The sequence below is a fragment of the Acuticoccus kandeliae genome (assembly GCF_003073115.1).
Genome location: NZ_QBBV01000006.1, coordinates 147,627 through 171,139, shown reverse-complemented (window position 1 = coordinate 171,139; position 23,513 = coordinate 147,627). Strand labels below are relative to the sequence as shown.

The following is a 23,513-nucleotide window of genomic DNA, read 5'->3' as shown; positions in this document are numbered from 1 at the left end:
CTTTTTCGGATCTGCTGTCGGAGCCGATCAGGTGTTCATCGAGTCGAAGAACTCGGCGTTGTTCTTCGTCTGGCGGAGCTTGTCGAGCAGGAACTCGATCGCATCCACGCTGCCCATCGGGTTGAGGATGCGCCGCAGAACGAAGATCTTCTTGAGATCTTCCTTGCGGACCAGAAGCTCTTCCTTGCGGGTGCCGGAGCGCTGGATGTCGATCGACGGCCAGACGCGGCGGTCGGAGATCTTCCGGTCGAGGATGATTTCCGAGTTACCGGTGCCCTTGAACTCTTCGAAGATGACTTCGTCCATGCGGCTGCCGGTGTCGATCAGCGCGGTCGCGATGATGGTCAGCGAGCCGCCCTCTTCGATGTTGCGCGCCGCGCCGAAGAAGCGCTTCGGGCGCTGCAGGGCGTTCGCGTCGACACCACCCGTGAGCACCTTGCCGGAGGACGGCACGACGGTGTTGTAGGCGCGGCCGAGGCGCGTGATGGAGTCGAGCAGGATGACGACGTCACGCCCATGCTCGACCAGGCGCTTGGCCTTCTCGATGACCATCTCGGCCACCTGCACGTGGCGCACGGCCGGCTCGTCGAACGTGGAGGAGACGACCTCGCCGCGCACGGAGCGCTGCATGTCGGTCACTTCTTCGGGCCGCTCGTCGATCAGGAGGACGATGAGATAGCAGTTCGGATGATTCGCGGTGACGGACTTCGCGATGTTCTGGAGGAGGACCGTCTTACCGGTGCGCGGCGGCGCCACGATCAGCGCGCGCTGGCCCTTGCCGAGGGGCGCCACGAGATCGATCACGCGGCCGGAGAAATCCTTTGTCGGCGGGCCTTCGACTTCCATGTGGAGCCGCTCGTCGGGATAGAGCGGGGTCAGGTTGTCGAAGTGGATCTTGTGACGAGCCGCTTCCGGCTCCTCGAAATTGATCGTGTTGACCTTCAGGAGCGCGAAGTAGCGTTCGCCTTCCTTCGGGCTTCGGATCTGCCCCTCGACCGTGTCGCCCGTGCGCAGGGAGAAGCGCCGGATCTGGGAGGGGGAGACATAAATATCGTCGGGACCGGGGAGGTAGTTCGCGTCGGGAGAACGCAGGAAGCCGAAGCCGTCCTGCAAGACTTCGACGACGCCTTCGCCGATAATGTCAACTTCTCGCGCAGCGAGCTGCTTGAGAATAGCAAACATCAGCTCCTGTTTACGGAGCGTGGAAGCATTTTCAACTTCATGCTCTTCGGCGAACGCAATGAGATCGCCGGGGCTTTTCGCCTTGAGCTCGTGAAGTTTCATTTCGCGCATGGGGCTGTCCTAATCGCCGGCCATGTACCGGGAAGAAACGAGGCTGCGAGAGACGCAAATTGCGTGGGAGGAGAGGATCCGTCGCCGCTTACCCTGGCGTGGCCGCCTGGTTCGTCCACGATGCGAGCGTCGGACCGCGCCTAACCTATAGACGGCAGGCGGGTTTCGCAAGCCCATCAACGCAAGAAGAGCGGCTGAACCCTCAGAAAGGCTTCACCACCACGATGATGACGATCACGATCATCAGCACCGTCGGCACCTCGTTGGCGATCCGATAGAAGCGCGCGGAGCGGGTGTTGGCGTCGTTTCGGAACTCCCGGACCCAGCGCGCCATCAGCATGTGCGCCATCGTGAGCGCCAGCACGAAGGCGAGCTTCGCGTGCAGCCACGGCATCGACCAGGACTGGCTGACCGTCGCGAGCGCGATGCCGAGGATCCACGCCGCGATCATCGCCGGGTTCGCGATCGCCCGCAGAAGGCGCCGTTCCATGGTCTTGAACGTCTCGGACTGGACCGAGCCCGTCTCCGCGGCCACGTGATACACCATCAGGCGGGGCAGGTAGAGGAGCGCCGCCATCCACGCGATGATCGCGATGATGTGGAGCGCCTTCAACCAGAGAAACAGCATCATGGGGCGGTCGTTTCTTTCACGAGGTCGATCACGCGGGTGACATTCTCAGGGGGTGTCTCCAGCGAGATGCCATGGCCGAGGTTGAAGATGAACGGCCCGTCCCGCAAGGCCTCGCAGATCGCACGGACGGCCCTGTCGAGGCCCGGCCCACCGACCGCGAGGCGCGCCGGATCGAGGTTGCCCTGCACGCAAACGCCCGATTTCTGGAGCGATTTGGCCGCCTCCAGCGTGACCGTCCAGTCGAGCGAGACGCCGTCGACGCGGGTTCCATCCACGAAATCCCCGTACCCGGTGCCCGCTCCACGGGGAAAGCCGATGATCGGCACATTCGGCGCTTGCGTGCGGACTCCGGCCACGATCCGGGCGATCGGCTCGATCGACCAGCGGCGGAATCCCTCCTCGTCGAGCGCGCTCGCCCAGCTGTCGAAGATCTGCACCGCGTCGGCGCCAGCCTCGATCTGCGCCACCAGGTGACGGATCGCGGCGTCGACGAGGATGTCGATGAGGGCGGCGAACGTGTCCGGGTCGCGAGCGGCGAAGGTGCGGGCGGGCCATTGGTCGAGCCCGCCACGGCCGGCGATCATGTAGGTCGCGAGAGTCCAGGGGGCGCCGCAGAACCCAAGCACCGCCTTCTCGGCCGGGAGGGCCGCACGCAGCCGCCGCAGCGCCTCGTAGACCGGGGCGAGGTGGCCCGAGAAGGTCGCGAAGGTGAGGCCGGAGGGATCCGTGAGAGGTTCGAGGCGCGGACCTTCCCCTTCGACGAACCAGACCTTCTGTCCCAGCGCGTGCGGGAGAACGAGGATGTCCGAGAAGATGATGGAGGCATCGAACGCGTAGCGCCGCATCGGCTGCAACGTCGCTTCCACGGCCAAATCGGGTGAATAGCAAAATTCTAGGAAACCAGACGCGGTCTTCCGGAGTTCTCTGTACTCGGGGAGGTATCTCCCGGCTTGGCGCATGAACCAGACGGGAGCCGGTCGAACCGTCTCGCCACGAAGAGTGCGCACAAGGGAGGAGGTCGGCGGTGTGTCGGCTTCCATCATCTTAAGAGAATCTAAAGGTAAGTGTTGTTGTTGGTGTTGGTCCGTGGGTCGCGGGGACAGTCCGCGGCGCACAGGGCTTGGAGCGCTTCATTCCATCGGCGCGCGCTCTGGAACTCCCTGTTCACATGATTGAACAAGTCCGCGCAATCCCTCCGATTGCGGCGGATCGCGTTTCGTTTGCGCGGCGGGTCGGGCTTGGGGCGATGTGTGGACCGTCGCGCAAGAGGCTCGCGGCGGTAACGATCCGTTCATATCTCTTCCGGTGTTGTCCACCCCACGGTGGCGGTGGACAGGGACGGGGATCGACCAAACCCCTCTCCACAGGCTTGCGCCCGGCGGCCGTCGGGGCCAGGACTTGTCCCAACACTATCCCCATGCCGAGGCGCACCTCGTGAACCGGAAACGCACGTTCGTCCACGTCCACCTCGTCTCCGACTCGACGGGCGAGACTCTGATGACGGCCTCACGCGCCGCGGTGGCGCGATATGAAGACGTTGAGGCCATCGAGCACGTCTATCCGCTCGTCCGATCCGACCGTCAGCTCGACCGCGTGCTGTCGGAGATCGAGGACGCGCCGGGCATCGTCATGTTCACGCTGGTCGCGCCGGAGATCCTGCAGCGCCTGCAGATGACCTGTGCGAAGCTGGGCCTCCCTTGCATCGACGTGCTAGACCCGCTGGTCGCCGTCTTCCAGTCCTATCTGAACGTCCAGAAGGCGGCGCGCGTCGGCGCGCAGCACGAGCTCGACGCCGGCTATTTCCGCCGCATCGAGGCGCTGAATTTCGCGATGCGTCATGATGACGGGGCGCTGCCGGACGATATCGACGAGGCGGACGTGGTCCTCGTCGGCGTCTCGCGCACCTCCAAGACGCCGACCTCGATCTATCTCGCCAATCGCGGCGTGCGGACGACGAATTTGCCGATCGTCACCAATCTCGGCGTGCCGCCCTCCCTCTTCGAGGCCAAGCGCGCGCTGATCGTCGGCCTCACCGCCTCGCCGGAGCGGATCGTGGCGCTGCGCGAGAATCGCCTCCTCACCATGCAGGCGGAGCGGCGAGGCTCGTCCTACGTCAACCGGCAGGAGGTCGCGAAGGAGGTGGCGTTCGCCCGCAAGCTGTGCGCGGAGAATGGCTGGCCGCTCATCGACGTCACGCGCCGCTCCATCGAGGAGACGGCCGCGGCGATCGTCGCCCTGTTGACCGACCGGCGCTACGGCTCCGGCCTGACGGAACAATATTGATGGGCGAGACGGTGAGGGTCGGCGTCGTCGGCTGGCCGGTGAAGCACTCGCGCTCCCCGATCATCTTCGACCATTGGTTCAAGGCCTACGGGATCGATGCGCACTATGACCGCATCGAGGTGAAGCCGGAGGAGGGTGAGCGCTTCTTCGCCGACCTCGCCGCGTCCGACCTTGCCGGCGTCAACGTGACGATGCCGCACAAGGCAACGGCCGCGCGCTTTGCCGTGCTCGATCCCGCCGGCGTGCGGCTCCAGGCGATCAACACGCTGTGGCGCGACGGAGACCGGATGGCCGGGACGAGCAGCGACGGCTCGGGCTTTCTGAAGAGCCTCGACGCGCAGGCACCCGACTGGCGGCGCGATGGGCCGGCGCTGATCCTCGGCGCGGGCGGGGCGGCGGTGTCGGTCGCCGATGCGCTTGCGGCGGCGGGGGTGCGGGTGCGCATCGCGAACCGCACGCACGAGAAGGCGGCGGCGCTCGCCGCGCTCGTCGGCGCGGAGGCGGTGCCCTGGGAGCGTCTGCCGGCGGCGATGGAGGACACGACCCTTCTCGTCAACGCGACCTCGCTCGGCATGAACGGGTCGGGGCCGCTCGATCTCGCGCTCGCCCCGCTGCCGCACGACGCCACGGTCGCGGACCTCGTCTACTACCCGCTGGAGACGCCGCTCCTGCGTGATGCGCGGGCGCGCGGTCTCGTCGCCGTCGATGGGCTCGGGATGCTCCTCTATCAGGCGACGGTGGGGTTCGAGCGCTGGTTCGGCATCGATCCGACCGTGGACGATGCGCTCCGCCGCGCCGTCCTCGCGACGATGTAGGGTGATGCGATGATCGTCGTCGGCCTGACGGGCTCGATCGGGATGGGCAAGTCCACCACCGCCGGTCTATTCGGCGCGGAGGGTGACGCCGTCTACAACGCGGACGCTGCGGTCCATCGCCTCTATTCGGGCCGTGCCGTGGGTCCGGTCGGCGAGGCCTTTCCTGGCGTCGTGGTGGACGGGGTCGTCGACCGCAAGGCGCTCGGCCAGGCCGTCCTCAACGACGCGGCGGCGCTGAAGCGGCTCGAGGCGATCGTTCACCCGCTGGTGCGCGAGGAGCAGGCCGCCTTCCTGGAGGCCGCGCACCGGGACGGACGGCGGATCGCGATCCTCGACATCCCGCTCCTCTTCGAGACGGGGCGGGACCGCGAGGTCGACGCCGTGGTCGTCGCGAGCGCGCCGGCCGACATCCAGCGCACCCGCGTCCTGGAACGTCAGGGCATGTCCGAGGAGAAGTTCGCCGCGATCCTCGCAAAGCAGATGCCGGACGCGGAGAAGCGCCGCCGCGCCCACTTCGTGGTCAACACGGGCGTCGATCTCGACCATGCCGCGCGCGAGGTCGAAGCGATCCGCCGCGCGCTCCTGACGATGGGCTGAGCCCGGCGCCTCGGCGTTGGAAAGGCGCGGCCGGTTGGTGCAATTGCGCGCCGCTTGTGGCATTTTCGCGAGGTGCCCCGCCCGCTTGCGGGGCCGGCGACCATCTCAGACTTGGGCCAGGGGGCCGTCGCGGTGCGCGAGATCATCCTCGATACCGAAACCACGGGGCTCGATCCGGCGACGGGTGATCGCGTCGTGGAAATCGGTGCGGTCGAGGTGCTGAACACGATCCCGACCGGCAACAGCTTCCACGTCTACATCAACCCCGAGCGGGACATGCCGGAGGAGGCCTTCCGCGTCCACGGCCTTTCGGCGGAGTTCCTGTCGGACAAGCCGGTCTTCGCCGCGGTGGCGGAGGATTTCGCGACCTTCATCGGGTCCGACATGGTCGTCGCCCACAACGCCTCGTTCGACATTGCCTTCCTCAACCACGAGCTGACGCGCTGCGGGCGAACGCCCATCGGCGCGCATCAGGTGGTCGACACGCTGGCGATCGCCCGGCGCAAGCACTCCGGCTCCAACTCGCTCGACGCGCTGTGCGCGCGCTACGGGATCGACGCCTCACGCCGGACCAAGCACGGCGCGCTGCTCGACGCCGAGCTTCTGGCCGAGGTGTATCTGGAGCTGCGTGGCGGCCGCCAGGCGACGCTGCTTCTCGCGGAGGATCAGGGCGGCCCGGCGGTGGTCGAGGTCGGCGCAACGCGTCACCGGCCGCGCCCCGCACCGCTCCCGCCTCGGATCAGCGCGGCAGAGCGCGCCGCGCACGCCGCCTTCATGGCGACGTTCGAGGAGCCGCTCTGGCAGACCTTCCTCGCCGAAGAGGACGCCACGGAGGCGATGGTCGCCGCCGAGTGAGGTGCTGGGCCGGACGCTCCGGCCTCAATCCCGAATCTCGATCGCCGATCCTGTAGCCGGCTAAACATCTTCCTTGGATTTGACCGCGACATCCAGCGGTTCGACCGGCGCGAACGGCCGGTTGGACGTCTGGATCGTGACGCGACGGCCGAGAACCGTCTCGCGCCAGAGCGTATAAAGCCCGGCTGCGGCCACGATCAGCGCGCCGGTGATGGTCCACGCGTCCGGTACGTCGCCGAAGATTAGGTAGCTAAATATAAACGCCCAGAGGAGGACCGTGTAGCGGAAGGGTGAGACCGAAGCGATGTCGCCGGTCCGCATCGCGATCACCATGCAGATATAGCCGACCATCACCGCGAAGGCCGCGCCGCCATAGAGGCCGACGATCTCGACCGAGAGCGGGTTCCACCCTTCCACCAGCGACACGGCGAGCGCGATGAGGCCGACGGAGAAGGAGGTGAGGAGGCTCGCATAGAGCGACGGCGTCTCGCGGCTGAGCTGCCGCGTCGCGATATCGCGCAACACGACGAAGCCGACCGAGAGGAGTGGATAGACAACCGCCATGCCGATGCCGCCTTCGGCGCCCGGCCGGATCATCACGAGCACGCCGACGAAGCCGACCGCGATGGCCGACCAGCGCCGCCAGCCGACCGGCTCACCGAGGAAGAGGGCGGCGGCCATGGTGACGGCGAGCGGCGTCACCTGCACGACGGCCGTGGCGTCGGCGAGCGAGATGCGTTGCAGGGCCAGCATGAAAAAGACCGTCGCCCCGATCTCGCCGATGGTGCGGAAGAGGAGGGCGATCTTGTCCGTCCGGTTCGGCCGGTATCGGAAGGCGTGCGTGTAGAGCGCGAGCGGGAGCATGAACAGCGAGGCGAACGCGCCGCGAAAGAACACGCCTTGCGAGATCGGCATGGTCTCGAAGGTCACCTTCAGCAGGGCATCGTTCAGCGCGAAGCCGATCGTTGCCACCGCCATGAAGACGGCCCCACGAGAGTTCTCGGAAATTGGCATCGGACCTTGGGCATTTTTATTGTTCGTGGGGCGGTCACGAGCGAGCTCAGCTTGGCTATCCGACGGTCCACCCAGCCGTCGGCGACAAGAAAAGGTGCCCCAAGGACATGGGGAGATTGCGCCGATGTCGTGTCGCGCGGGCGGCACGGCGAGTCGGCGCGCATCGAAATGGCGTCGATGATATTTGCGATTCGATCGATCGTCAGACTGTGATCATGGCTGAGCTTTGGCGCGGCGTCGAGGCCGCTCCCGACAACCCTGACGCGCGAAATCGGCATGTGGCACCGCCGGCGCGGGGCCGGCGGTGTGCAGGGGGATGAGGCCGGTCGGCGGTCTCAGAGCGCCTTTTCGAGATTGCCGAGGATCGCGTCGGTCATCTCATCGGTGGAGATCGCCTTGGCGCCGTGGGCGATATCGGCGGTGCGCAGGCCCTCGGCGAGGGTCGCGGCGATGGCGGCGTCGAGCGCCTTCGCCTCCGTGATCATGCCGAACGAATATTGGAGCGCCATGCCGAAAGAGGCGATCATCGCGATCGGATTCGCGATGCCCTTGCCGGCGATGTCCGGCGCGGAGCCGTGCACCGGCTCGTAGAGCGCGCGGCGGCGGCCGGTCTTCGAATCGACCGCGCCGAGCGAGGCGGACGGCAGCATGCCGAGCGAGCCGGTGAGCTGGGCGGCGATGTCGGACAGAAGGTCGCCGAAGAGGTTGTCGCAGACGATGACGTCGAATTGCTTCGGGTCGCGCACGAGCTGCATCGCGCCCGAGTCGGCCAGCATATGGTCGAGCTTGACGTCCTCGTTGCCGTCCTTGTGCGCGGCCTCGACGACCTCGCGCCACAGGACGCCCGTCTTCATGACGTTGCGCTTCTCCATCGAGGTGACGCGGCCGTTGCGGGCGCGCGCGAGCTCGAAGGCGGCGCGGGCGATGCGGTCGATCTCGTAGGTGTCGTAGATCTGGGTGTCGATCGCGCGCTTCTGGCCGTTGCCGATGTCCTCGATCGTCTTCGGCTCGCCGAAATAGACGCCGCCGGTCAGCTCGCGCAGGATCACGATGTCGAGCCCCTCGACCACCTCGCGCTTGAGGCTGGAGGCGTCGGCCAGCGCCGGATAGCAGATCGCCGGGCGGATGTTGGCGAACAGCTCGAAGTGCTTGCGCAGGCGTAGGAGGCCGGCTTCGGGGCGCTTCTCGTAGGGCAGACCGTCATATTGCGGGCCGCCGACCGCGCCGAACAGCATCGCGTCGACCGACTCGCCGATCGCCAGCGTCTCGTCGGAGACCGGGTCGCCTTCCGCGTCGACCGCGGCGCCGCCCACGAGCGCGCGCTGCAGCTCGAAGCCCGCGCCACGCCGGTTGAAGAAGTCGATGACCCGCTCGGTCGCCGCCATCACTTCGGGCCCGATGCCGTCGCCGGCGAGAAGGAGGAGAGAAGGCATGTCACGTTTCTTTCTGATCGAGGCGGTTGGTCCGTCATGGACCGGTTGGTGTCTGGGTCGCCGCGGCGTCCTCCCCGGAGGCCGCCGCGGGTGATTCTGGGCCCCTCAGCCGAGGAGCGCGGCGAATGTGGCCGGGTCGGTGTTGGCGCCGCAAGTGAGCACACCGACGCGCTCGCCCGGCTCCGGAACATAGGCGCCGGAGGCGAGCGCGGCGAACGCCGTGGCGCCCGACGGCTCCAGCAAGAGCCGCGCGCTCTGCCAGAGGGTGCGCTGCGCGTCGAGGATCGCCGCGTCGGAGACGAGCACGACATCGGAGACGAAGCGGCGGGCGATCGCGAGATTGAGGGGGCTCGTCCGCCCCGCGCCGAGCGCGTCGGCGGCGATGGTGTCGATCGAGACGTCCACCGGCGTGCCGCTCTCGAGCGCGGCATGGAGCGTCGGCGCGCCTTCCGGCTCGACGCCGACGACCTTGATCCGGTCGCCGAACCAGGTGCCGATCCCGCTGATGAGGCCGCCGCCGCCGACCGCGATGAGGACGGTGTCGAGGCCCTCGCTGTCGGCCTCCCACTCCATCGCGACGGTGCCCTGGCCGGCGATGGTCGTCGCCGTGGCGTAGGCGTGGACGCTGATCGCACCGGTCTCGGCCTGGAAGGCCTCGCAGGCGGCGAGCGCCTCGGGATAGCGGTCGCCGACGATGTGGACATCGGCCTTCGCCGCCTCGATCGCGGCGATCTTCGCCGGGCTCGCGATCGAGGGGACGAAGATGGTCGCGCGGATGCCGAGCCGGTGGGCGGCGTAGGCGACGGCGGCGCCGTGATTGCCGCCGGAGGCGGCGGCGACGCCCGCGGCCGGCACGTCGGCCGACAGCAGCGAGTTGAACGCGCCGCGCGCCTTGAAGGAACCCGTCACCTGGTGGTGTTCGAGCTTCAGCTCGCACTTCACCGGGCCGTTCAGCCGCAGCAGGGGCGTACGCCGGACATACGGGGCGATCCGGACGGCTGCGGCGGCGACTTCGTCGGGCGCGACGACGGTGGGATGGAGGCGGGTCATGGCTGCGCTCTTCCTATCGGACCCGCCCGGTCTACACCAAGTCGCTCAATGCGCGCAGGACGAGCTGCACGCCGATCAGCGTCAGGACGACCTTCAGCGCCAGCTTGAGGGAAGCCTCGGGCAGCCGCTTCATCAGCTTGGCGCCGAGGAAGGTGCCGATGAAGCCGGCCACGATCATCGCCGCCATCATGGGCAGCCACGGGATGAAGTCGAAGCCGAGCGTGGCGAAGGCAGAGATCTTGAGCCCGTGCTGGACGGTCATGCCCATCGCGGTGGTCGCGACGAGGGCCGCGTGGGAGAGGCCCGCCTGGCGCATCAGCATCATCACGAAAGGGCCGGTCGCGCCGACGAACATGGTGAGGATCGTCGCGAGGAGCCCGCCGCCGGCGAGGATCCCGCGCTCGCCGCGCCCGAGCGGCGGCAGCTTCACCCACGTTGTGATGACGACGAAGAGGCCGATGATGAGGAGGAGGACGTGCTCCGGGAGGTCGGTGACGAGCATCCCGCCGATGATGGCGCCCACCACCGCACCGGCGGTGAAGGGCACGATAAGGCGGAGCGCCACGTCCTTCGCGAGAAGGGCGGCGCGTCCGATATTGGAGCCCATCTGCACGACACCGTGCACCGGGACGAGCGCCTCCACGGGAACGACGAAGGTCATCGCCGCGAGGAGGGTGACGCCGCCGCCGATGCCGACCGATGCCGAGAGCGCACTCGTCAGCGAGCTGAGGACGATCAGGATGATCGCCCCGAGCGGATCGATACCGGCGGGCAGCAGGTCGATCATGGGCAGACGTTCGCGTGCGCGCGGTGGATGGTGTCGATCGCGGCGAGGAGGTCGTCGCCGAGGGTGAGGGAGGCGGCGTCGAGAACGCTCTTCAGCTGCTCCATCTTGCTCGCCCCGATGATGACGCTCGTCATGAACGGGCGGCCCATCGCGAAGGCGATCGCCATCTGCGCCGGATCGATCCCTGCCTCTTCGGCGAGGGTGACATAGCGGTTGATGGTCTCGTCCGCGCCCGGCCCCTCATAGCGCTGGAGGCGGTTGTAGAGCGCCTTGCGCGAGCCTTCCGGCAGCGCGCCGTTGCGATACTTGCCGGAGAGATACCCTTGAGCGAGCGCCGAGTAGGCAAGCAGGCCGACATCCTCGCGCAGGCACGCCTCGGCGAGGTTGGTCTCGAAGGTGCGGTTGACGAGGCTGTAGGCATTCTGGATCGAGGCGACGCGCGGCAGCGGGTCGGAGGCGCCGAGCCAGCGCATCAGGCCCCAGGTCGATTCGTTCGAGAGGCCGATATGAAGGACCTTGCCCGCTTTCACGAGGCGGCCGAACGCCTCGAGGCTCTCCTCGATCGGGGTCTCGTCGGCCGGACGGTCCGGCACGTTGAAGACGGTCGGGTTCGAGCCGAATTGCGAGACCGGGCGATCCGGCCAATGCACCTGGTAGACGTCGATCCGGTCGGTCTGAAGGCGGCGCAGGCTTCCCTCGACCGCCTCCTCGATGTCGCGCGCGGTGAGGCGGGGCTCGTGCCCGTCCTTGCGCAGCCACGACATGTGCGAGCGGCCGACGACCTTGGTCGCGACCACGATCTTCTCGCGCGCGCCGGGGCGGGCGGCGAGCCAGTTGCCCATGATGGTTTCGCAGCGGTTGGCCGTCTCCGCCTTCGGCGGCGTCGGATACATTTCCGCGTTGTCGAAAAGGTTCACGCCGCGTTCGAGCGCGTAGTCCATCTGCTCGAAGGCTTCCGCCTCCGTGTTCTGATCGCCCCAGGTCATCGTGCCGAGGGAGAGCGCGCTGACGGACAGGTCGGTCCGACCGAGTTTACGGTATTCCATGCGGACAGAGGGTCCCAATTTTTGTGCGGAGAACGTCAGGCGGAGCCGCCCGGCGAAGTGTCGACCCCCCGTCTACTACCGGAAACGCCGTCGGGAAAGGGCAGTCAGCCTGCCTTTTGCACCCGGCCTACCAGCTCGCGCACCTTGGGAAGGATCCGTTCGACGATGACGGCGACCCCCTCGACGGTCGGATGGATGCCATCGCCGAGATTGAGGGAGGGGTCTGCGGCGACGCCGTCGAGGAAGAAGGGGTAGAAGACGACGTCGCGCGTCGCGAGGTCCTGGAAGACCCCGGCGAAGGCCTTGCCGTACTCCTCGCCGAGATTGGGCGGGGCGAGCATTCCGGCCAGAAGCACCGGGAGCCCGCGCTCGTCGAGCCGGTCGAGGATGGCTTCGAGGTTCGCCCGTGCGTCGGCCGGATCGAGGCCGCGCAGCGCGTCGTTGGCGCCGAGCTCCACGATCACCGCGTCCGCCTCGGGGCCGACGGACCAGTCGAGCCGGGAGAGGCCGGCCGAGGTGGTGTCGCCGGAGACGCCAGCGTCGAGAACCTTCACGTCGAGTCCTTCAGCCTGAAGCGCCTTTTCGAGCTGCGCCGGGAAGCCGGTGCCGGGCGGGAGCTGGTAGCCGGCCGTGAGGCTGTCGCCGAGCGCCACGATGGTGATCGGCTCCGCGCGGGCGGCGCCCGTCATCGCGCCCGTCATCGCGGCGGTGAGCGCTGCGGCGAGGACGAGGCGTCGGAACGAATGGGACATGGCGGGCTCCTTTGCGGTCAGCCCTAAGGTGCGGTCTCGCGGCCGGATCGGCCAGACTACAGTCCGTCGCGCCCCGCGAGCCCCTCGGCGATCGCCGCGCAATAGCGCTCGGCGGCGGCGCGCGGATCGGAAGCGGCGTTGATGGGCCGGCCGACGACGATGGCGTCCGCGCCGGCGCGGATCGCGTCCTGCGGGGTCGCAACGCGCTTCTGGTCGCCCGCCGCATCGTCAGGCATCCGGATGCCGGGCGTGATCACCGTGAGGCCGGTGCGCTTCGCGACCGTCGCCTCGGTCGGCGCGCAGACGATGCAGTCGGCCCCGAGCGCGGCGGCCTGCCCGATGCGCTTTTCGACGAGCGCCGCGGCGGTCATCGCGTAGCCGGTCTCGACGAGGTCCGCATCGTCGAGCGAGGTCAGCACCGTGACGGCGACGATGTTGAGGCCCGCCGGCCGCGCCGACACCGCCGCGCGGATCGCCTGCGGGTAGGCGTGGACGGTGAGGAATTTCGCGCCGATCAGGCCGGCCGAGCGGACCCCGCCCGCGACCGTGTTCGCGATATCGAGGAGCTTCATGTCGAGGAAGACGTCGTGTCCGGCGTCCACCAGCTCCTTGGCGAAGCTCAATCCGCCTGCTATCGCGAACTCGAGACCGACCTTATAGACCCCGACCACACCTTCGGTCGCGCGGACGAGGCGCTCGGCGGCGGCGCGATCTGCAACATCCAGGGCCACGATGAGCCGACTCTCGGGTGTTGAGAACGTCATTTGCCTAGCCTCCGCCGCTTGCTAGAAGCATCCGATGACACAGACGCCCCCTTCTCGCAAAGCCGACGTCAGCCGTCGCACCCAGGAAACCGCCATTCGCGTGTCGGTTGACCTCGATGGTGGCGGTGCGCGCACGATCAAGACCGGCATCGGCTTCTTCGATCACATGCTCGACCAGCTCGCGCGCCATTCGGGCATTTCGATGACGATCGAGGCGGAGGGCGACCTTCATATCGACGATCACCACACGGTGGAGGATGTCGGCATCGCGCTCGGCCAGGCACTGCTCGAGGCTGTCGGCGACAAGCGCGGCATCGCCCGCTACGCGGACTGTTTGCTGCCGATGGACGAGACGCTGACCCGCGTCGCGCTCGACCTGTCGGGCCGCCCCTTCCTGGTGTTCCGGACGACCTTCCACACCGACAAGATCGGCACGTTCGACACGCAGCTGGTTCGCGAATTTTTCACGGCACTTGCCATGAATTCGCGAATGACGCTTCACATCGAGACGTTGTACGGCGAGAACGATCATCATATTGCGGAAAGCTGCTTCAAGGGCGTCGCGCGGGCGCTGGGAGCAGCGGTGAGGATCACGGCGCCGGACGGCGCGATTCCGTCCACCAAGGGCGCGCTGTAGGGCGCGGGGGCAGTTCCATGGCCGTTTGGACCGTTTTTGAGCATGAGAAGTTCGAGCCCGAAGAGCGGGCCGAGCATGCGCGGTTCGTGCGTGACGGCTTTGCCTGGCTCGCGATGCTGTTTCCGCTCTTCTGGATGCTGGCGAACCGGATGTGGGTCGTCTTCCTCGCCGCGCTGGTGGTGAGCGGCGGGATCGTCGCGCTCGTCTCCTATACGCTCGGGCCGGACGTCGCGATCGTCGCCTCGATCGGCCTCGCAATCTGGTTCGGCTTCGAGGCGCGGGCGCTGAAGCGCTGGTCGATGACGCGGAAGGGCTGGATCCTGTCCGGCGTCGTCGAAGGCCGCCGCTTCCGCAACGCCGAGCGGCGCTATTTCAGCGCGCGGCTTGACCCGACCTATGTCGCGCCCGGCGCATCGCATCCGCACGTCCCCTCCCATATCACCCCGCCTGCCCCTTGGGGTCAGGCGGCCCCCGCATCGGCTGTGCCGAACGTCATTGGTGTCTTTCCCGAGGGGACAAGGTGAGCGTCGTCATCATCGATTATGGCTCCGGCAATCTGCGCTCGGCCGAGAAGGCCTTTGAGCGCGCCGCCTCGGAGCGCAATCTCAAGGACGCGATCGTCGTGTCGTCCGACCCCATGCGCGTCGCGCGGGCGGACCGGATCGTGCTGCCGGGCGTCGGCGCCTTCGCCGACTGCATGACCGGCCTCGCCTCGACCACCGGCATGGTCGAGGCGCTGAAGGAGGCCGTGCTGCGCCGTGGCGTGCCGCTCCTCGGCGTCTGCGTCGGGATGCAGCTCTTCGCCACGCGCGGGCTCGAGCATGTCGAGACGGAGGGTCTCGACTTCATCCCCGGCGTGGTGAGCGCGATCGAGGTCGACGACCCGGCGCTGAAGATCCCGCACATGGGCTGGAACGTGCTGGAAGAGGTCAACGCGCATCCGGTGATGAAGGGGATCCCCCTCGGCCCGGACGGGCTCCATGCCTATTTCGTCCATTCCTACGCGATCCGGCCGAATTCGTCCGACGATCTCGTCGCGACGACCGATCATGGCGAGACGTTCGCGGCCATCGTCGGTCGCGACAACATCGTCGGAACCCAGTTTCACCCCGAGAAGAGCCAGACACTCGGTCTCGCCCTCATCGGCAATTTCTTGACGTGGACACCATGATTCTTTTCCCGGCCATCGACCTGAAGGACGGGACCTGCGTGCGGCTCGAGCAGGGCGAGATGGATCGCGCGACGGTCTTCTCGAACGATCCGGGCGAGCTCGCCGCGCACTTCGCGCGCGTCGGCTTCAGCCGCTTGCATGTGGTCGACCTCAACGGCGCCTTCGCCGGCGAGAGCCGCAATGCCGAGGCCGTCGACGCGATCCTCGCCGCGACCGACTGCCCGGTGCAGCTCGGCGGCGGCATCCGCACCATGGAGGCGATCGAGGGCTGGATCGAGCGCGGCGTCGCCCGCGTCATCCTCGGCACCGCCGCCGCCCGCGACCCCGCGCTCGTGCGCGAGGCGTGCCGCGCCTTCCCGCATCGCATCGTCGTCGGCATCGACGCGCGCGACGGCAAGGTCGCCGTCTCGGGCTGGGCCGACGCGACGGAGCTTTCCGCCCATGACCTCGCCCTCGCCTACGAGGACGCGGGCGTCGCGGCGATCGTCCACACCGATATCGGGCGCGACGGGATGCTGACCGGCCTCAATCTCGAGGAGACGCTCGACATCGCCCGCGCGGTGACGACCCCGGTCATCGCCTCGGGCGGCTTCTCCGGCATGAACGACGTCGCCCGCCTCGCCGCGCCGGACGCCTCGATCCTCGAAGGCGCCATCATCGGCCGCGCGCTCTATGACGGGCGCGTCGACCCGGCGGCCGCGCTCGCCACCCTCTCCGGAGGCGAATGATGCTGAAGAAGCGCATCATCCCGTGCCTCGACGTGAAGGGCGGACGGGTCGTCAAAGGCGTGAAGTTCGAGAATCTCATCGACGCCGGCGATCCGGTCGAGGCGGCGGCCGCCTATGACCTCGCGGGCGCCGACGAATTGACCTTCCTCGACATCACCGCGAGCCACGAGGAGCGGTCGATCCTGTTCGACGTGGTGCGCCGCACCGCCGAGCGCTGCTTCATGCCGCTCACCGTCGGTGGCGGGGTGCGCACGATCTCCGACATCCGCTCGCTGCTCCTCGCGGGCGCGGACAAGGTGTCCATCAACACGGCGGCGGTACGCGACCCCGATTTCGTGCGCCGCGCCTCCGAGAAGTTCGGCGCGCAGTGCATCGTCGTCGCGATCGACGCCAAGAAGGCCGGCGACCACTGGGAGATCTTCACCCACGGCGGCCGCAAGGCGACGGGCGTCGACGCGGTGGAGTTCGCCGTGCACATGATGAAGAACGGCGCCGGCGAGATCCTGCTGACCTCGATGGACGCCGACGGCACCAAGCAGGGCTTCGACGTGGCGCTCACCCGTGCCGTGGCCGACGCCGTCACCATCCCCGTCATCGCCTCGGGCGGGGTCGGCACGCTCGACCATCTGGTGGAAGGCGTCACGGAGGGGCATGCCGAGGCGGTCCTTGCCGCCTCCATCTTCCATTTCGGAACCCACACCATCCAGGAGGCGAAGGCGCACATGGCGGCCGCCGGCATCCCGATGCGCCTCGACCCTCCCCATGGCTGATTTTTCCATCCAGGCCCTCGAGGCGATCGTGAAGGATCGCCTCGCGGATCCCGACGCGGCATCCTACACGCGCAAGCTCGCGGCGAAGGGTGTCGACAAGTGCGCCGAGAAGTTCGGCGAGGAAGCGGTGGAGGCGATCATCGCCGCCGTCCGCCGCCAGCCTGACGAGCTGACGGCCGAAGCCGCCGACGTCGTCTATCATCTGACGGTGCTCTTGGCTGTGTCGGGTCTTTCGTGGGACGCGGTGATCGCCGAACTCGAACGGCGCACGGCGCGTTCCGGCCTGGAGGAAAAAGCGAGCCGCGTGTCCTGAGGAGTCTCCCTCTGCAAGAGCATCGCATCATGCCGGCGCAAGCCGAAGCCGTAGCCCTCCAGCGGGACGAGCTGGCGCCGTTCCACGTGTTCGACGAGGCGGAGTGGTCGCACCTGCGTGCCGACCAGCCGATGACGCTCGACCAGGACGAGATCTTCGCCCTGCAAGGCTTCAACGACTTCATCGAGCCCGGCCAAGTGGAGACGATCTACCTCCCCCTCTCCCGCCTCCTCTCCCTCTATGTCGAGGCGACGGGCGCGCTTCATCGGGCGACCTACGAGTTCCTCGGCCGCAACGGGGCGCAGACGCCGTACATCATCGGCATCGCCGGCTCGGTCGCGGTGGGCAAGACCACCACGGCCCGCCTCCTCCAGGCGCTGATCGCGCGCTGGCCGTGGAAGCCCAAGGTGGACCTCATCACCACGGACGGCTTCCTCTACCCGAACGCCAAGCTGATCGAGTTCGGGCTGATGGAGCGCAAGGGCTTTCCGGAGAGCTACGACGTCGCCTCGCTGATCGCCTTCCTCGCCGACATCAAGGCGGGCGTGCGCCATGTCGAGGCGCCGGTCTATTCGCACCTCACCTACGACCGCGTGCCCGGCAAGACGATCGTCGTCGATCAGCCGGACATCCTGATCGTCGAGGGGCTGAACGTCCTCCAGACGCAGCGCCTGTCGGGCGACCGGCCGCGCGTGCCGTTCGTGTCCGACTTCTTCGACTTCTCGATCTATATCGACGCCGACGAGACTGCGCTGGAGCAGTGGTATCTGAAGCGCTTCTTCCGCCTGAAGGAGAGCCGGTTCACCGACCCGCGCTCCTACTTCCACAAATATGCCAGCATCTCCGACGACGAGGCGAAGGTGTTCGCGCGCGGGCTGTGGGAGCGGATCAACCTCAAGAATCTGCGCGAGAATGTCGGCCCGACGAAGCTGCGGGCCGACCTCATCCTGCGCAAGAGCGAGGACCACCGGATCTCCCAGGTGGCGCTCCGCCGGGTCTGAGCCGGGTCTGACGGGCCGTCAGCGCCGGCGGAAGACGCGCACCAGGTCGCGCACGCCGATCGCCCCGGAGAACTCGCACACCAGCGCGAAGATGATGGCCGACCCGGTCACGAGGAGGCCGAGCGCGGCCGCGGCGCTGACGAGGTCGGCGTTGAAGAACCACCCGTTCAGCTCGCGCGCGATCAGGACGGCGACGATCATCAGAGCCAGCGAGGCAGCGAAGATGCCGAGCGCCCGCGTCCACAGGAGCGGATCGGGCTTGAAGTCGCCGCGCCGCAGAAGGCCGACGAAGAGGAGCGACGCGTTCACCCAGCCCGCGAGGCTGGTGGCCGCCGCGATCCCGACATGGGGGAGCCCCTGGGGGGCGAGCATCCGCGCGAGGATGAGGCTGCCGCCGATGTTCACGACCATCGAGATGGCGGCGAAGATCATCGGCGTCGCGGTGTCCTCGCGGGCGAAATAGGCCGGCGAGAAGACCTTGATGAGCACGAAGGCGGGGAGGCCGAACCCGTAGGCCGAGACGGCGGCGGCGGTGAGGGCGGCCGCCTCTCGGTCGAACGCGCCGCGCTCGAACAGCGTCACGACGATTTCGAGCGGCACCACGATGAGCGCTGCGGCGGCCGGCAGCGTCAGCATCAGCGCGAACTCGAAGGCGCGGTTCTGCGTCCACAGCGCGCCGCCGACATCGCCGTTGCGCAGCCGGCGCGACAGGTCCGGCAGCAGCGCGACGCCGAGCGCGATGCCGACGATCCCGAGGGGGAGCTGGTAGAGCCGGTCGGCGTAATAGAGGTGGGAGACGGCGGCGGGCCAGAAGGAGGCGATGATCGTCCCGACCACGATGTTGATCTGGGTGATCCCGCCCGCCGCGACGCCGGGGAGACCGAGGACCAGGAGCCGCTTCAGCCGCTTCGAGGGGCGTGGGCGCGGCAGCGTGAGCCGCACGCCGAGTCGCTTCACCGCGACGGCGAGGAGCACGACCTGCGCGATACCGGCCGCGAAGACGCCCCAGGAGAGGGCGAAGCCCGCGCTCTCCGCGTCGAGCTCCATGAACGCCGCGACGAGGAGCGCGCTGATCATCACGATGTTGAGGAGGACGGGGGCGAAGGCGGCCGCCGCAAATCGGTCGAGCGTGTTGAGGATGCCCGAGAGGAACGCGACCAGCGACATCGCCGCCAGATAGGGGAAGCAGATCCGCGTGAAGAGCGTCGTCAGCTCGACCTTGCTGTCGGCCGAGAAGCCGGGCGCCATTACCAGGATGAAATAGGGGGTGAACAGCTCGGCGAGCGTCGTCAGCACGAGAAGGCAGATGAGGAGCCAAGAGAGCACGGACGAGGCGAATTTCTCGGCCCCGTCCTCCCCCTCCTCCGCCCGCACGCGCGCGAAGAGCGGCACGAAGGCGGAGTTGAACGCCCCTTCCGCGAAGAGGCGGCGGAAGAGGTTCGGCAGCTTGAAGGCGACGAAGAAGGCGTCCGCCACCGGCCCCGCCCCGAGAAGGGCGGCGACGAGGATATCGCGGGCGAAGCCCAGGACACGCGAGGCCGCAGTAAACGCGCCGACCGTCGCGAAATTACGCAGAAGCTGCATGGGCGCCTACGCGACCGGCAGCGCGATTCCGCGCGCTTCTTCTGGGTTGTCGTAGGCCTTCACCAGCCGCTCCACGATCTTGGCGCGCAACAGGGGGTCGGAGATCTGCTCGCCGTCGGGCCCCGTCACGTAGAAGACGTCGACGACGCGCTCGCCGAAGGTTGCGATCTGCGCCGAGCGGACGTTGAGGTCGAGCTCCAGGAGCGCGTCGGCGAGGTCGCGGAAGAGGCCCGGCCGGTCGAGGCCCGAGACCTCGATCGCGGTGTAGCCGTCCGACCAGTCGTTCGCGATGAGGACGTCGGTCGGATGGTGGAAGGCCTTCTGCTTGATGGCGCGCGGGCGGGCGTCGATCGGCTTCGGCACCGGCGCTCGGTCGGCGAGCGCGTCGCGCACGGTCTGGGCGATGCGGCGCACCCGCTCCTCCTCGTCGCGCGGATCGCCCGACAAAGGCGTCAGGGCGAAGATGTCGACGGCGAGATCGTCCGTCGTGGTGAAGACGTCGGCCGAGACGATGTTCGCCTGCGCGGAGGCGCAGGCGCCGGCGACGACGGCGAGGAGGCGCGGCGCGTCGGGCGCGATCAGCGTCATCTCGGTGACCGCGCGGTCGGCCCGCATCCGGACGCCGACGATGACATTGGACGGGTCGCCCTTGCTCATCAGCTCGGCATGATAGACGGCGTCGTCCACCGCCGTGCGGATCCAGTAGGGCGGCGTGTGACGTTGCAGCACGGTGTCGCGCTGGGCGGGGGTGAGCATGGTCGCCCGCTCGCGGAAGGCGGTCTTCGCCGCCTCGATCCGCGCCGAGCGCGGCCGGCGGGTGTGGCGCGAGGCGATGATCGCCTCGGTCTCGTCGAAGAGGGTCGCGAGGAGCTGGCTCTTCCAGCCGTTCCAGACGTTGGGGCCGACGGCGGCGATGTCGGCCTCGGTCAGGATCTCCAAGAGCTTCAGCCGCTCGAAGCTCTGCACCTTGTTGGCGAAATCGTCGATCGTCTTCGGGTCGGAGAGGTCGCGCGACTGCGCGACGATGGACATCGTCAGATGCTCCTCGACGAGCCAGGCGACGAGGTCGGTCTCGGCCGGGGTGAGGCCGAGGCGCGGGCAGAGGCGGCGCGCGATGCGGGCGCCCTCGACCGAATGGTCCTTCGGCCGCCCCTTCGCGATGTCGTGCAGGAAGACGGCGACATAGAGCGCGCGGCGGTTGTGGACCGTCTTGATGAGGTTGCTCGCGAGCGGGTGGTCCGCCTCGGCGCGCCCGTTCTCGATGTCGGCGAGGATGCCGACGGTGCGGATGAGGTGCTCGTCCACCGTGTACGAATGGTACATGTTGAACTGCATCATCGCGACGACCTTGCCGAAATCCGGCACGAAGGTGCCGAGCACCTCGGTCTCGTTCATCATCCGCAGCAGCGTCTCGGGATCGCGGCTTTCCGTCAGGATGCGCAGGAAGATGCGGTTCGCTTCCGGGTCGGCGCGGACGGTCGGGTCGAGCGCGCGCAGCGAGCGGCGCAGCTCGTGCAGCGTGTCGGGATGGGGGCGGATGTCATGCTCGTCGGCGAGCTCGAAGACGCGCAGCATGTTGACCGGGTCGTCGCGGAACGCGCTCTTGTTGGTGAGTACGATGCGGTTCAGCTCGGCGTGGAAGTCCGGCGTGAGGGGCTTCCAGCTCTGCCCGGTCAGCGTGCGCATCATGCGCGAGAGGCCCGCCGCCTGCATGACGTGCTGCGCCTCCAGCGCCGCGCACAGGATGAGCGTCAGGTCACCGACATCCTTCGCGACGAGGAAGTAGTGCTTCATGAAGCGCTCGACGTCGGACAGGCCCGGCCGCTTCGCGTAGCCGAGGCGTTGCGCGATCTCGCGCTGCAGCTCGAAGGTCAGCCGCTCCTCGGCCCGTCCGGTGAGGAAGTGGAGGTGGCAGCGCACCGACCAGAGAAAGTCGTCGCATCGCTTGAAGAGGCGGAACTCGTTCGCCGAAAAGACGCCCTTGTCGACGAGCTCGGCCTCGTTGCGGACGCGGTAGAAATATTTCGCGATCCAGAAGAGCGTGTTGAGGTCGCGAAGACCGCCCTTCCCTTCCTTCACGTTGGGCTCGACGAGATAGCGCGTGCGGCCCTGGCGGCGGTGCCGTTCGTCGCGCTCGGCGAGCTTGGCGGCGATGAACTTCTTGCCCGTCCCGCGCACAACGGCCTGGTCGAAGCGCTGGTTCAGGCTGTCGGCGAGCTCGGCGTCACCGTCGATGAAGCGGCATTCGAGGAGCGCGGTGCGGATCGTCATGTCCGTCCGCGCGAGTTTGATGCACTCGTCGATCGAGCGGGCGGCGTGGCCGACCTTCAGGCCGAGATCCCACATCATGTAGAGGACCGTCTCGACCATGGATTCGGTCCAGGGCGTCGGCCGGTAGGGGAAGAGGAAGAGAAGGTCGATGTCGGAGCCGGGCGCGAGGAGGCCGCGCCCGTACCCGCCGGTCGCCACCACGGCGAGGCGTTCGGCGACCGAGGGGTTGGCCGTCGGGTAGAGGTGCTCGGCGGCGAAGCGGTAGAAGGCGCGGATGATCGCGTCCTGCCCGGCGGCGAGCGCCTTCGCGGCGACGGTGCCCGATTTCGTCTCGTCCAGCGTCGCGGCGCAGTTGGCGAGCGCGTCGGCCCGCGCGCGCTTCAGGCGGGCGAGGATCGGCGGGCGTGCCTTGTTCCAGTCATTGCCGCGCTCGACATAGATCTCTTCGAGGTCGCCGAGGATGGTGACCGTGTCGACGGCGGCGTTCATGGCATCAGCTCCCGGACGACGGCGTTGGTGAGAAGGCGGGCGGACTGAGGAATGCGGATGCGGCCGTTCCCGTGTTCGAGAAGGCCGCTGTCGATGAGCGTCGTGATGCGCTCCGCATCGAGCGGCGCGCCGGCGCGTTCGGCATAGCGGTCGAGGGCGAGGCCCTCGCTGAGGCGCAGCGACATCAGGAGATATTCGTCCGCGATCATGTCGCGCGCCAGCGCCTCGCGCTCGGCAAGGCCGTGGCCCTCGGCCTCGACGGCGGCGAGCCAGGCCTCGGGCATCCTGTGGGTGGCGGTCGCGGTGCGCGTGCCGTCGACGAGGATGCGCCCGTGCGCGCCCGGCCCGATGCCGAGATAGCGCCCGCCGCGCCAGTAGACGAGATTGTGGCGCGCCGCCTCGCCCGCGCGGGCGTGGTTCGACACCTCGTAGCGCTCGAACCCGGCGGCGGTGGTCAGCGCGTGGGTGAGTTCGTAGAGATCGGCCGCGGCGTCGTCGTTCGGCACCACGAGCTTGCCGGCCTTCGCGAGGTCCCAGAAGCGCGTCTCCGGCTCGATCGTGAGCTGGTAGAGCGACAGGTGGTTGCCGCAGATCGCGAGCATCTCGCCGAGCTCGGCGGCCCAGGCCTCGGTCGTCTGCCCCGGCCGGGCGTAGATGAGGTCGGCCGAGACGCGCGGGAAGATGCGCTGGGCGAGCGCCAGCGCGGCGCGCGCGGTGGCGACGTCATGCCGGCGGCCGAGCGCGACGAGGTCCGCATCGTTCAGCGACTGGACGCCGAGCGAGACGCGGTTCACCCCCGCGGCGCGATAACCCTCGAACCGGGCCTGCTCCACCGAGGATGGGTTCGCCTCCAGCGTGATCTCGACGTCGGCCGGCAGGCCGAGCGTCCGGTCGATCGCCTCCAGCACCGCGCCGACGGTCGACGGCTCCATGAGGGAGGGCGTGCCGCCGCCGAAGAACACGCTGATCGGCCGGCGGTCGGGATTCCAGTCCGCCATCGTTTCGAGCTCGCGCACGAGCGCGGCGGCGTAGCGCGTCTGGTCCACCCCGCCGTGGCGAACGTGGGAGTTGAAGTCGCAATAGGGGCACTTCGACTGGCAGAACGGCCAGTGCACGTAGACGCCGAACCCGCCTTCGTCGTCGGCGCGCGTTGCGATGGCGTCGTCAAGCAGCGTCAGCATGGCCCCTCCCCGCACGTGGTCCGGCGGTGACTGTCACGCGTCCGCCTT

Annotated in this window: 24 protein-coding genes; 11 read left to right on the top strand and 13 right to left on the bottom strand. The window is 68.1% G+C overall.

Going from position 1 to position 23,513, the window contains the following annotated elements; all coding sequences use genetic code 11:
• Positions 1 to 27: 27 nt before the first annotated feature.
• The 3 genes from rho to hemE all read right to left on the bottom strand — a co-directional run bounded on the left by rho (position 28) and on the right by hemE (position 2,964).
• A complete protein-coding gene (gene rho, locus DBV35_RS28770; RefSeq protein WP_108663854.1) occupies positions 28 to 1,293 on the bottom strand; it encodes a transcription termination factor Rho in 1,266 nt (421 codons plus the stop codon).
• A 202-nt stretch (positions 1,294 to 1,495) separates the two neighbouring features.
• Complete coding sequence (hemJ, locus tag DBV35_RS28765) at positions 1,496 to 1,924, bottom strand: protoporphyrinogen oxidase HemJ (protein ID WP_205648931.1); 429 nt, start codon at positions 1,922 to 1,924, stop codon at positions 1,496 to 1,498.
• Positions 1,921 to 2,964 carry a uroporphyrinogen decarboxylase gene (gene hemE, locus DBV35_RS28760; RefSeq protein ID WP_108663882.1) on the bottom strand — a complete coding sequence of 348 codons (1,044 nt, stop codon included), beginning with the start codon at positions 2,962 to 2,964 and terminating at the stop codon, positions 1,921 to 1,923. The genes hemJ and hemE overlap by 4 nt, the downstream gene beginning before the upstream one ends.
• Before the next feature lie 394 nt (positions 2,965 to 3,358).
• Between hemE and DBV35_RS28755 the strand changes: the two genes are divergently transcribed.
• The 4 genes from DBV35_RS28755 (at position 3,359) to dnaQ (ending at position 6,474) form a co-directional block, all read left to right on the top strand.
• Positions 3,359 to 4,207: a pyruvate, water dikinase regulatory protein gene (locus DBV35_RS28755; RefSeq protein WP_108663853.1), complete on the top strand. Its 849-nt coding sequence runs from the start codon at positions 3,359 to 3,361 to the stop codon at positions 4,205 to 4,207.
• Entirely contained in the window at positions 4,207 to 5,022 is an 816-nt protein-coding gene (locus DBV35_RS28750) for a shikimate dehydrogenase (protein WP_108663852.1), read from the top strand. Before DBV35_RS28755 ends, DBV35_RS28750 begins: the two co-directional genes overlap by 1 nt.
• A 9-nt stretch (positions 5,023 to 5,031) precedes the next feature.
• Complete coding sequence (gene coaE, locus DBV35_RS28745; protein ID WP_108663851.1) at positions 5,032 to 5,619, top strand: dephospho-CoA kinase; 588 nt, start codon at positions 5,032 to 5,034, stop codon at positions 5,617 to 5,619.
• 132 nt (positions 5,620 to 5,751) lie between these two features.
• Positions 5,752 to 6,474, top strand: coding sequence for a DNA polymerase III subunit epsilon (gene dnaQ / locus DBV35_RS28740; protein ID WP_108663881.1), 723 nt, complete (start codon positions 5,752 to 5,754; stop codon positions 6,472 to 6,474).
• Positions 6,475 to 6,534: 60 nt separating this feature from the next.
• Here dnaQ and DBV35_RS28735 read toward each other — a convergent pair whose 3' ends face one another.
• The 7 genes from DBV35_RS28735 to pyrF form a co-directional block, all read right to left on the bottom strand.
• On the bottom strand, positions 6,535 to 7,488 hold the full coding sequence (locus DBV35_RS28735) for a DMT family transporter (protein ID WP_108663850.1): 954 nt from the start codon (positions 7,486 to 7,488) through the stop codon (positions 6,535 to 6,537).
• A gap of 335 nt (positions 7,489 to 7,823) precedes the next feature.
• On the bottom strand, positions 7,824 to 8,921 hold the full coding sequence (leuB, locus tag DBV35_RS28730) for a 3-isopropylmalate dehydrogenase (protein ID WP_108663849.1): 1,098 nt from the start codon (positions 8,919 to 8,921) through the stop codon (positions 7,824 to 7,826).
• 105 nt (positions 8,922 to 9,026) lie between these two features.
• Positions 9,027 to 9,971 carry a threonine/serine dehydratase gene (locus DBV35_RS28725; protein ID WP_108663848.1) on the bottom strand — a complete coding sequence of 315 codons (945 nt, stop codon included), beginning with the start codon at positions 9,969 to 9,971 and terminating at the stop codon, positions 9,027 to 9,029.
• A gap of 31 nt (positions 9,972 to 10,002) precedes the next feature.
• Entirely contained in the window at positions 10,003 to 10,758 is a 756-nt protein-coding gene (locus DBV35_RS28720; protein ID WP_108663847.1) for a sulfite exporter TauE/SafE family protein, read from the bottom strand.
• Positions 10,755 to 11,804, bottom strand: coding sequence for an aldo/keto reductase (locus DBV35_RS28715; protein ID WP_108663846.1), 1,050 nt, complete (start codon positions 11,802 to 11,804; stop codon positions 10,755 to 10,757). The genes DBV35_RS28720 and DBV35_RS28715 overlap by 4 nt, the downstream gene beginning before the upstream one ends.
• A 104-nt stretch (positions 11,805 to 11,908) precedes the next feature.
• Positions 11,909 to 12,556: an arylesterase gene (locus DBV35_RS28710; RefSeq protein WP_108663845.1), complete on the bottom strand. Its 648-nt coding sequence runs from the start codon at positions 12,554 to 12,556 to the stop codon at positions 11,909 to 11,911.
• Positions 12,557 to 12,612: 56 nt separating this feature from the next.
• Positions 12,613 to 13,320 (bottom strand): orotidine-5'-phosphate decarboxylase, encoded by a 708-nt coding sequence (pyrF, locus tag DBV35_RS28705; protein ID WP_108663844.1) that lies wholly within the window; start codon positions 13,318 to 13,320, stop codon positions 12,613 to 12,615.
• A 34-nt stretch (positions 13,321 to 13,354) separates the two neighbouring features.
• On the opposite strand from pyrF, the gene hisB reads away from it, so the two are divergent.
• The 7 genes from hisB to coaA are packed head-to-tail and all read left to right on the top strand — an operon-like array spanning position 13,355 to position 17,940.
• On the top strand, positions 13,355 to 13,957 hold the full coding sequence (gene hisB, locus DBV35_RS28700) for an imidazoleglycerol-phosphate dehydratase HisB (RefSeq protein ID WP_108663843.1): 603 nt from the start codon (positions 13,355 to 13,357) through the stop codon (positions 13,955 to 13,957).
• 17 nt (positions 13,958 to 13,974) lie between these two features.
• The gene (locus DBV35_RS28695; RefSeq protein WP_108663842.1) at positions 13,975 to 14,481 is read left to right on the top strand and encodes a DUF2628 domain-containing protein; all 507 of its coding nucleotides are present in this window, start codon (positions 13,975 to 13,977) and stop codon (positions 14,479 to 14,481) included.
• Positions 14,478 to 15,128: an imidazole glycerol phosphate synthase subunit HisH gene (hisH, locus tag DBV35_RS28690; protein WP_108663841.1), complete on the top strand. Its 651-nt coding sequence runs from the start codon at positions 14,478 to 14,480 to the stop codon at positions 15,126 to 15,128. The genes DBV35_RS28695 and hisH overlap by 4 nt, the downstream gene beginning before the upstream one ends.
• Positions 15,125 to 15,856 (top strand): 1-(5-phosphoribosyl)-5-[(5-phosphoribosylamino)methylideneamino]imidazole-4-carboxamide isomerase, encoded by a 732-nt coding sequence (gene hisA / locus DBV35_RS28685; RefSeq protein WP_108663840.1) that lies wholly within the window; start codon positions 15,125 to 15,127, stop codon positions 15,854 to 15,856. The genes hisH and hisA overlap by 4 nt, the downstream gene beginning before the upstream one ends.
• Positions 15,856 to 16,626, top strand: a complete 771-nt coding sequence (hisF, locus tag DBV35_RS28680) for an imidazole glycerol phosphate synthase subunit HisF (RefSeq protein WP_108663880.1) — start codon at positions 15,856 to 15,858, stop codon at positions 16,624 to 16,626. Before hisA ends, hisF begins: the two co-directional genes overlap by 1 nt.
• A complete protein-coding gene (locus DBV35_RS28675; protein ID WP_108663839.1) occupies positions 16,619 to 16,939 on the top strand; it encodes a phosphoribosyl-ATP diphosphatase in 321 nt (106 codons plus the stop codon). Before hisF ends, DBV35_RS28675 begins: the two co-directional genes overlap by 8 nt.
• Positions 16,940 to 16,968: 29 nt before the next feature.
• On the top strand, positions 16,969 to 17,940 hold the full coding sequence (coaA, locus tag DBV35_RS28670; RefSeq protein WP_108663838.1) for a type I pantothenate kinase: 972 nt from the start codon (positions 16,969 to 16,971) through the stop codon (positions 17,938 to 17,940).
• 18 nt (positions 17,941 to 17,958) lie between these two features.
• Here the strand turns inward: coaA and murJ are convergent, their stop codons facing one another.
• From murJ to hemW, 3 genes are read right to left on the bottom strand one after another with little or no spacing between them, the layout of a single operon-like run.
• A complete protein-coding gene (murJ, locus tag DBV35_RS28665) occupies positions 17,959 to 19,524 on the bottom strand; it encodes a murein biosynthesis integral membrane protein MurJ (protein ID WP_108663837.1) in 1,566 nt (521 codons plus the stop codon).
• Between the two features lie 6 nt (positions 19,525 to 19,530).
• Positions 19,531 to 22,284 carry a [protein-PII] uridylyltransferase gene (locus tag DBV35_RS28660; RefSeq protein WP_108663836.1) on the bottom strand — a complete coding sequence of 918 codons (2,754 nt, stop codon included), beginning with the start codon at positions 22,282 to 22,284 and terminating at the stop codon, positions 19,531 to 19,533.
• A complete protein-coding gene (gene hemW / locus DBV35_RS28655; RefSeq protein ID WP_108663835.1) occupies positions 22,281 to 23,465 on the bottom strand; it encodes a radical SAM family heme chaperone HemW in 1,185 nt (394 codons plus the stop codon). The genes DBV35_RS28660 and hemW overlap by 4 nt, the downstream gene beginning before the upstream one ends.
• Between the last annotated feature and the right edge of the window lie 48 nt (positions 23,466 to 23,513).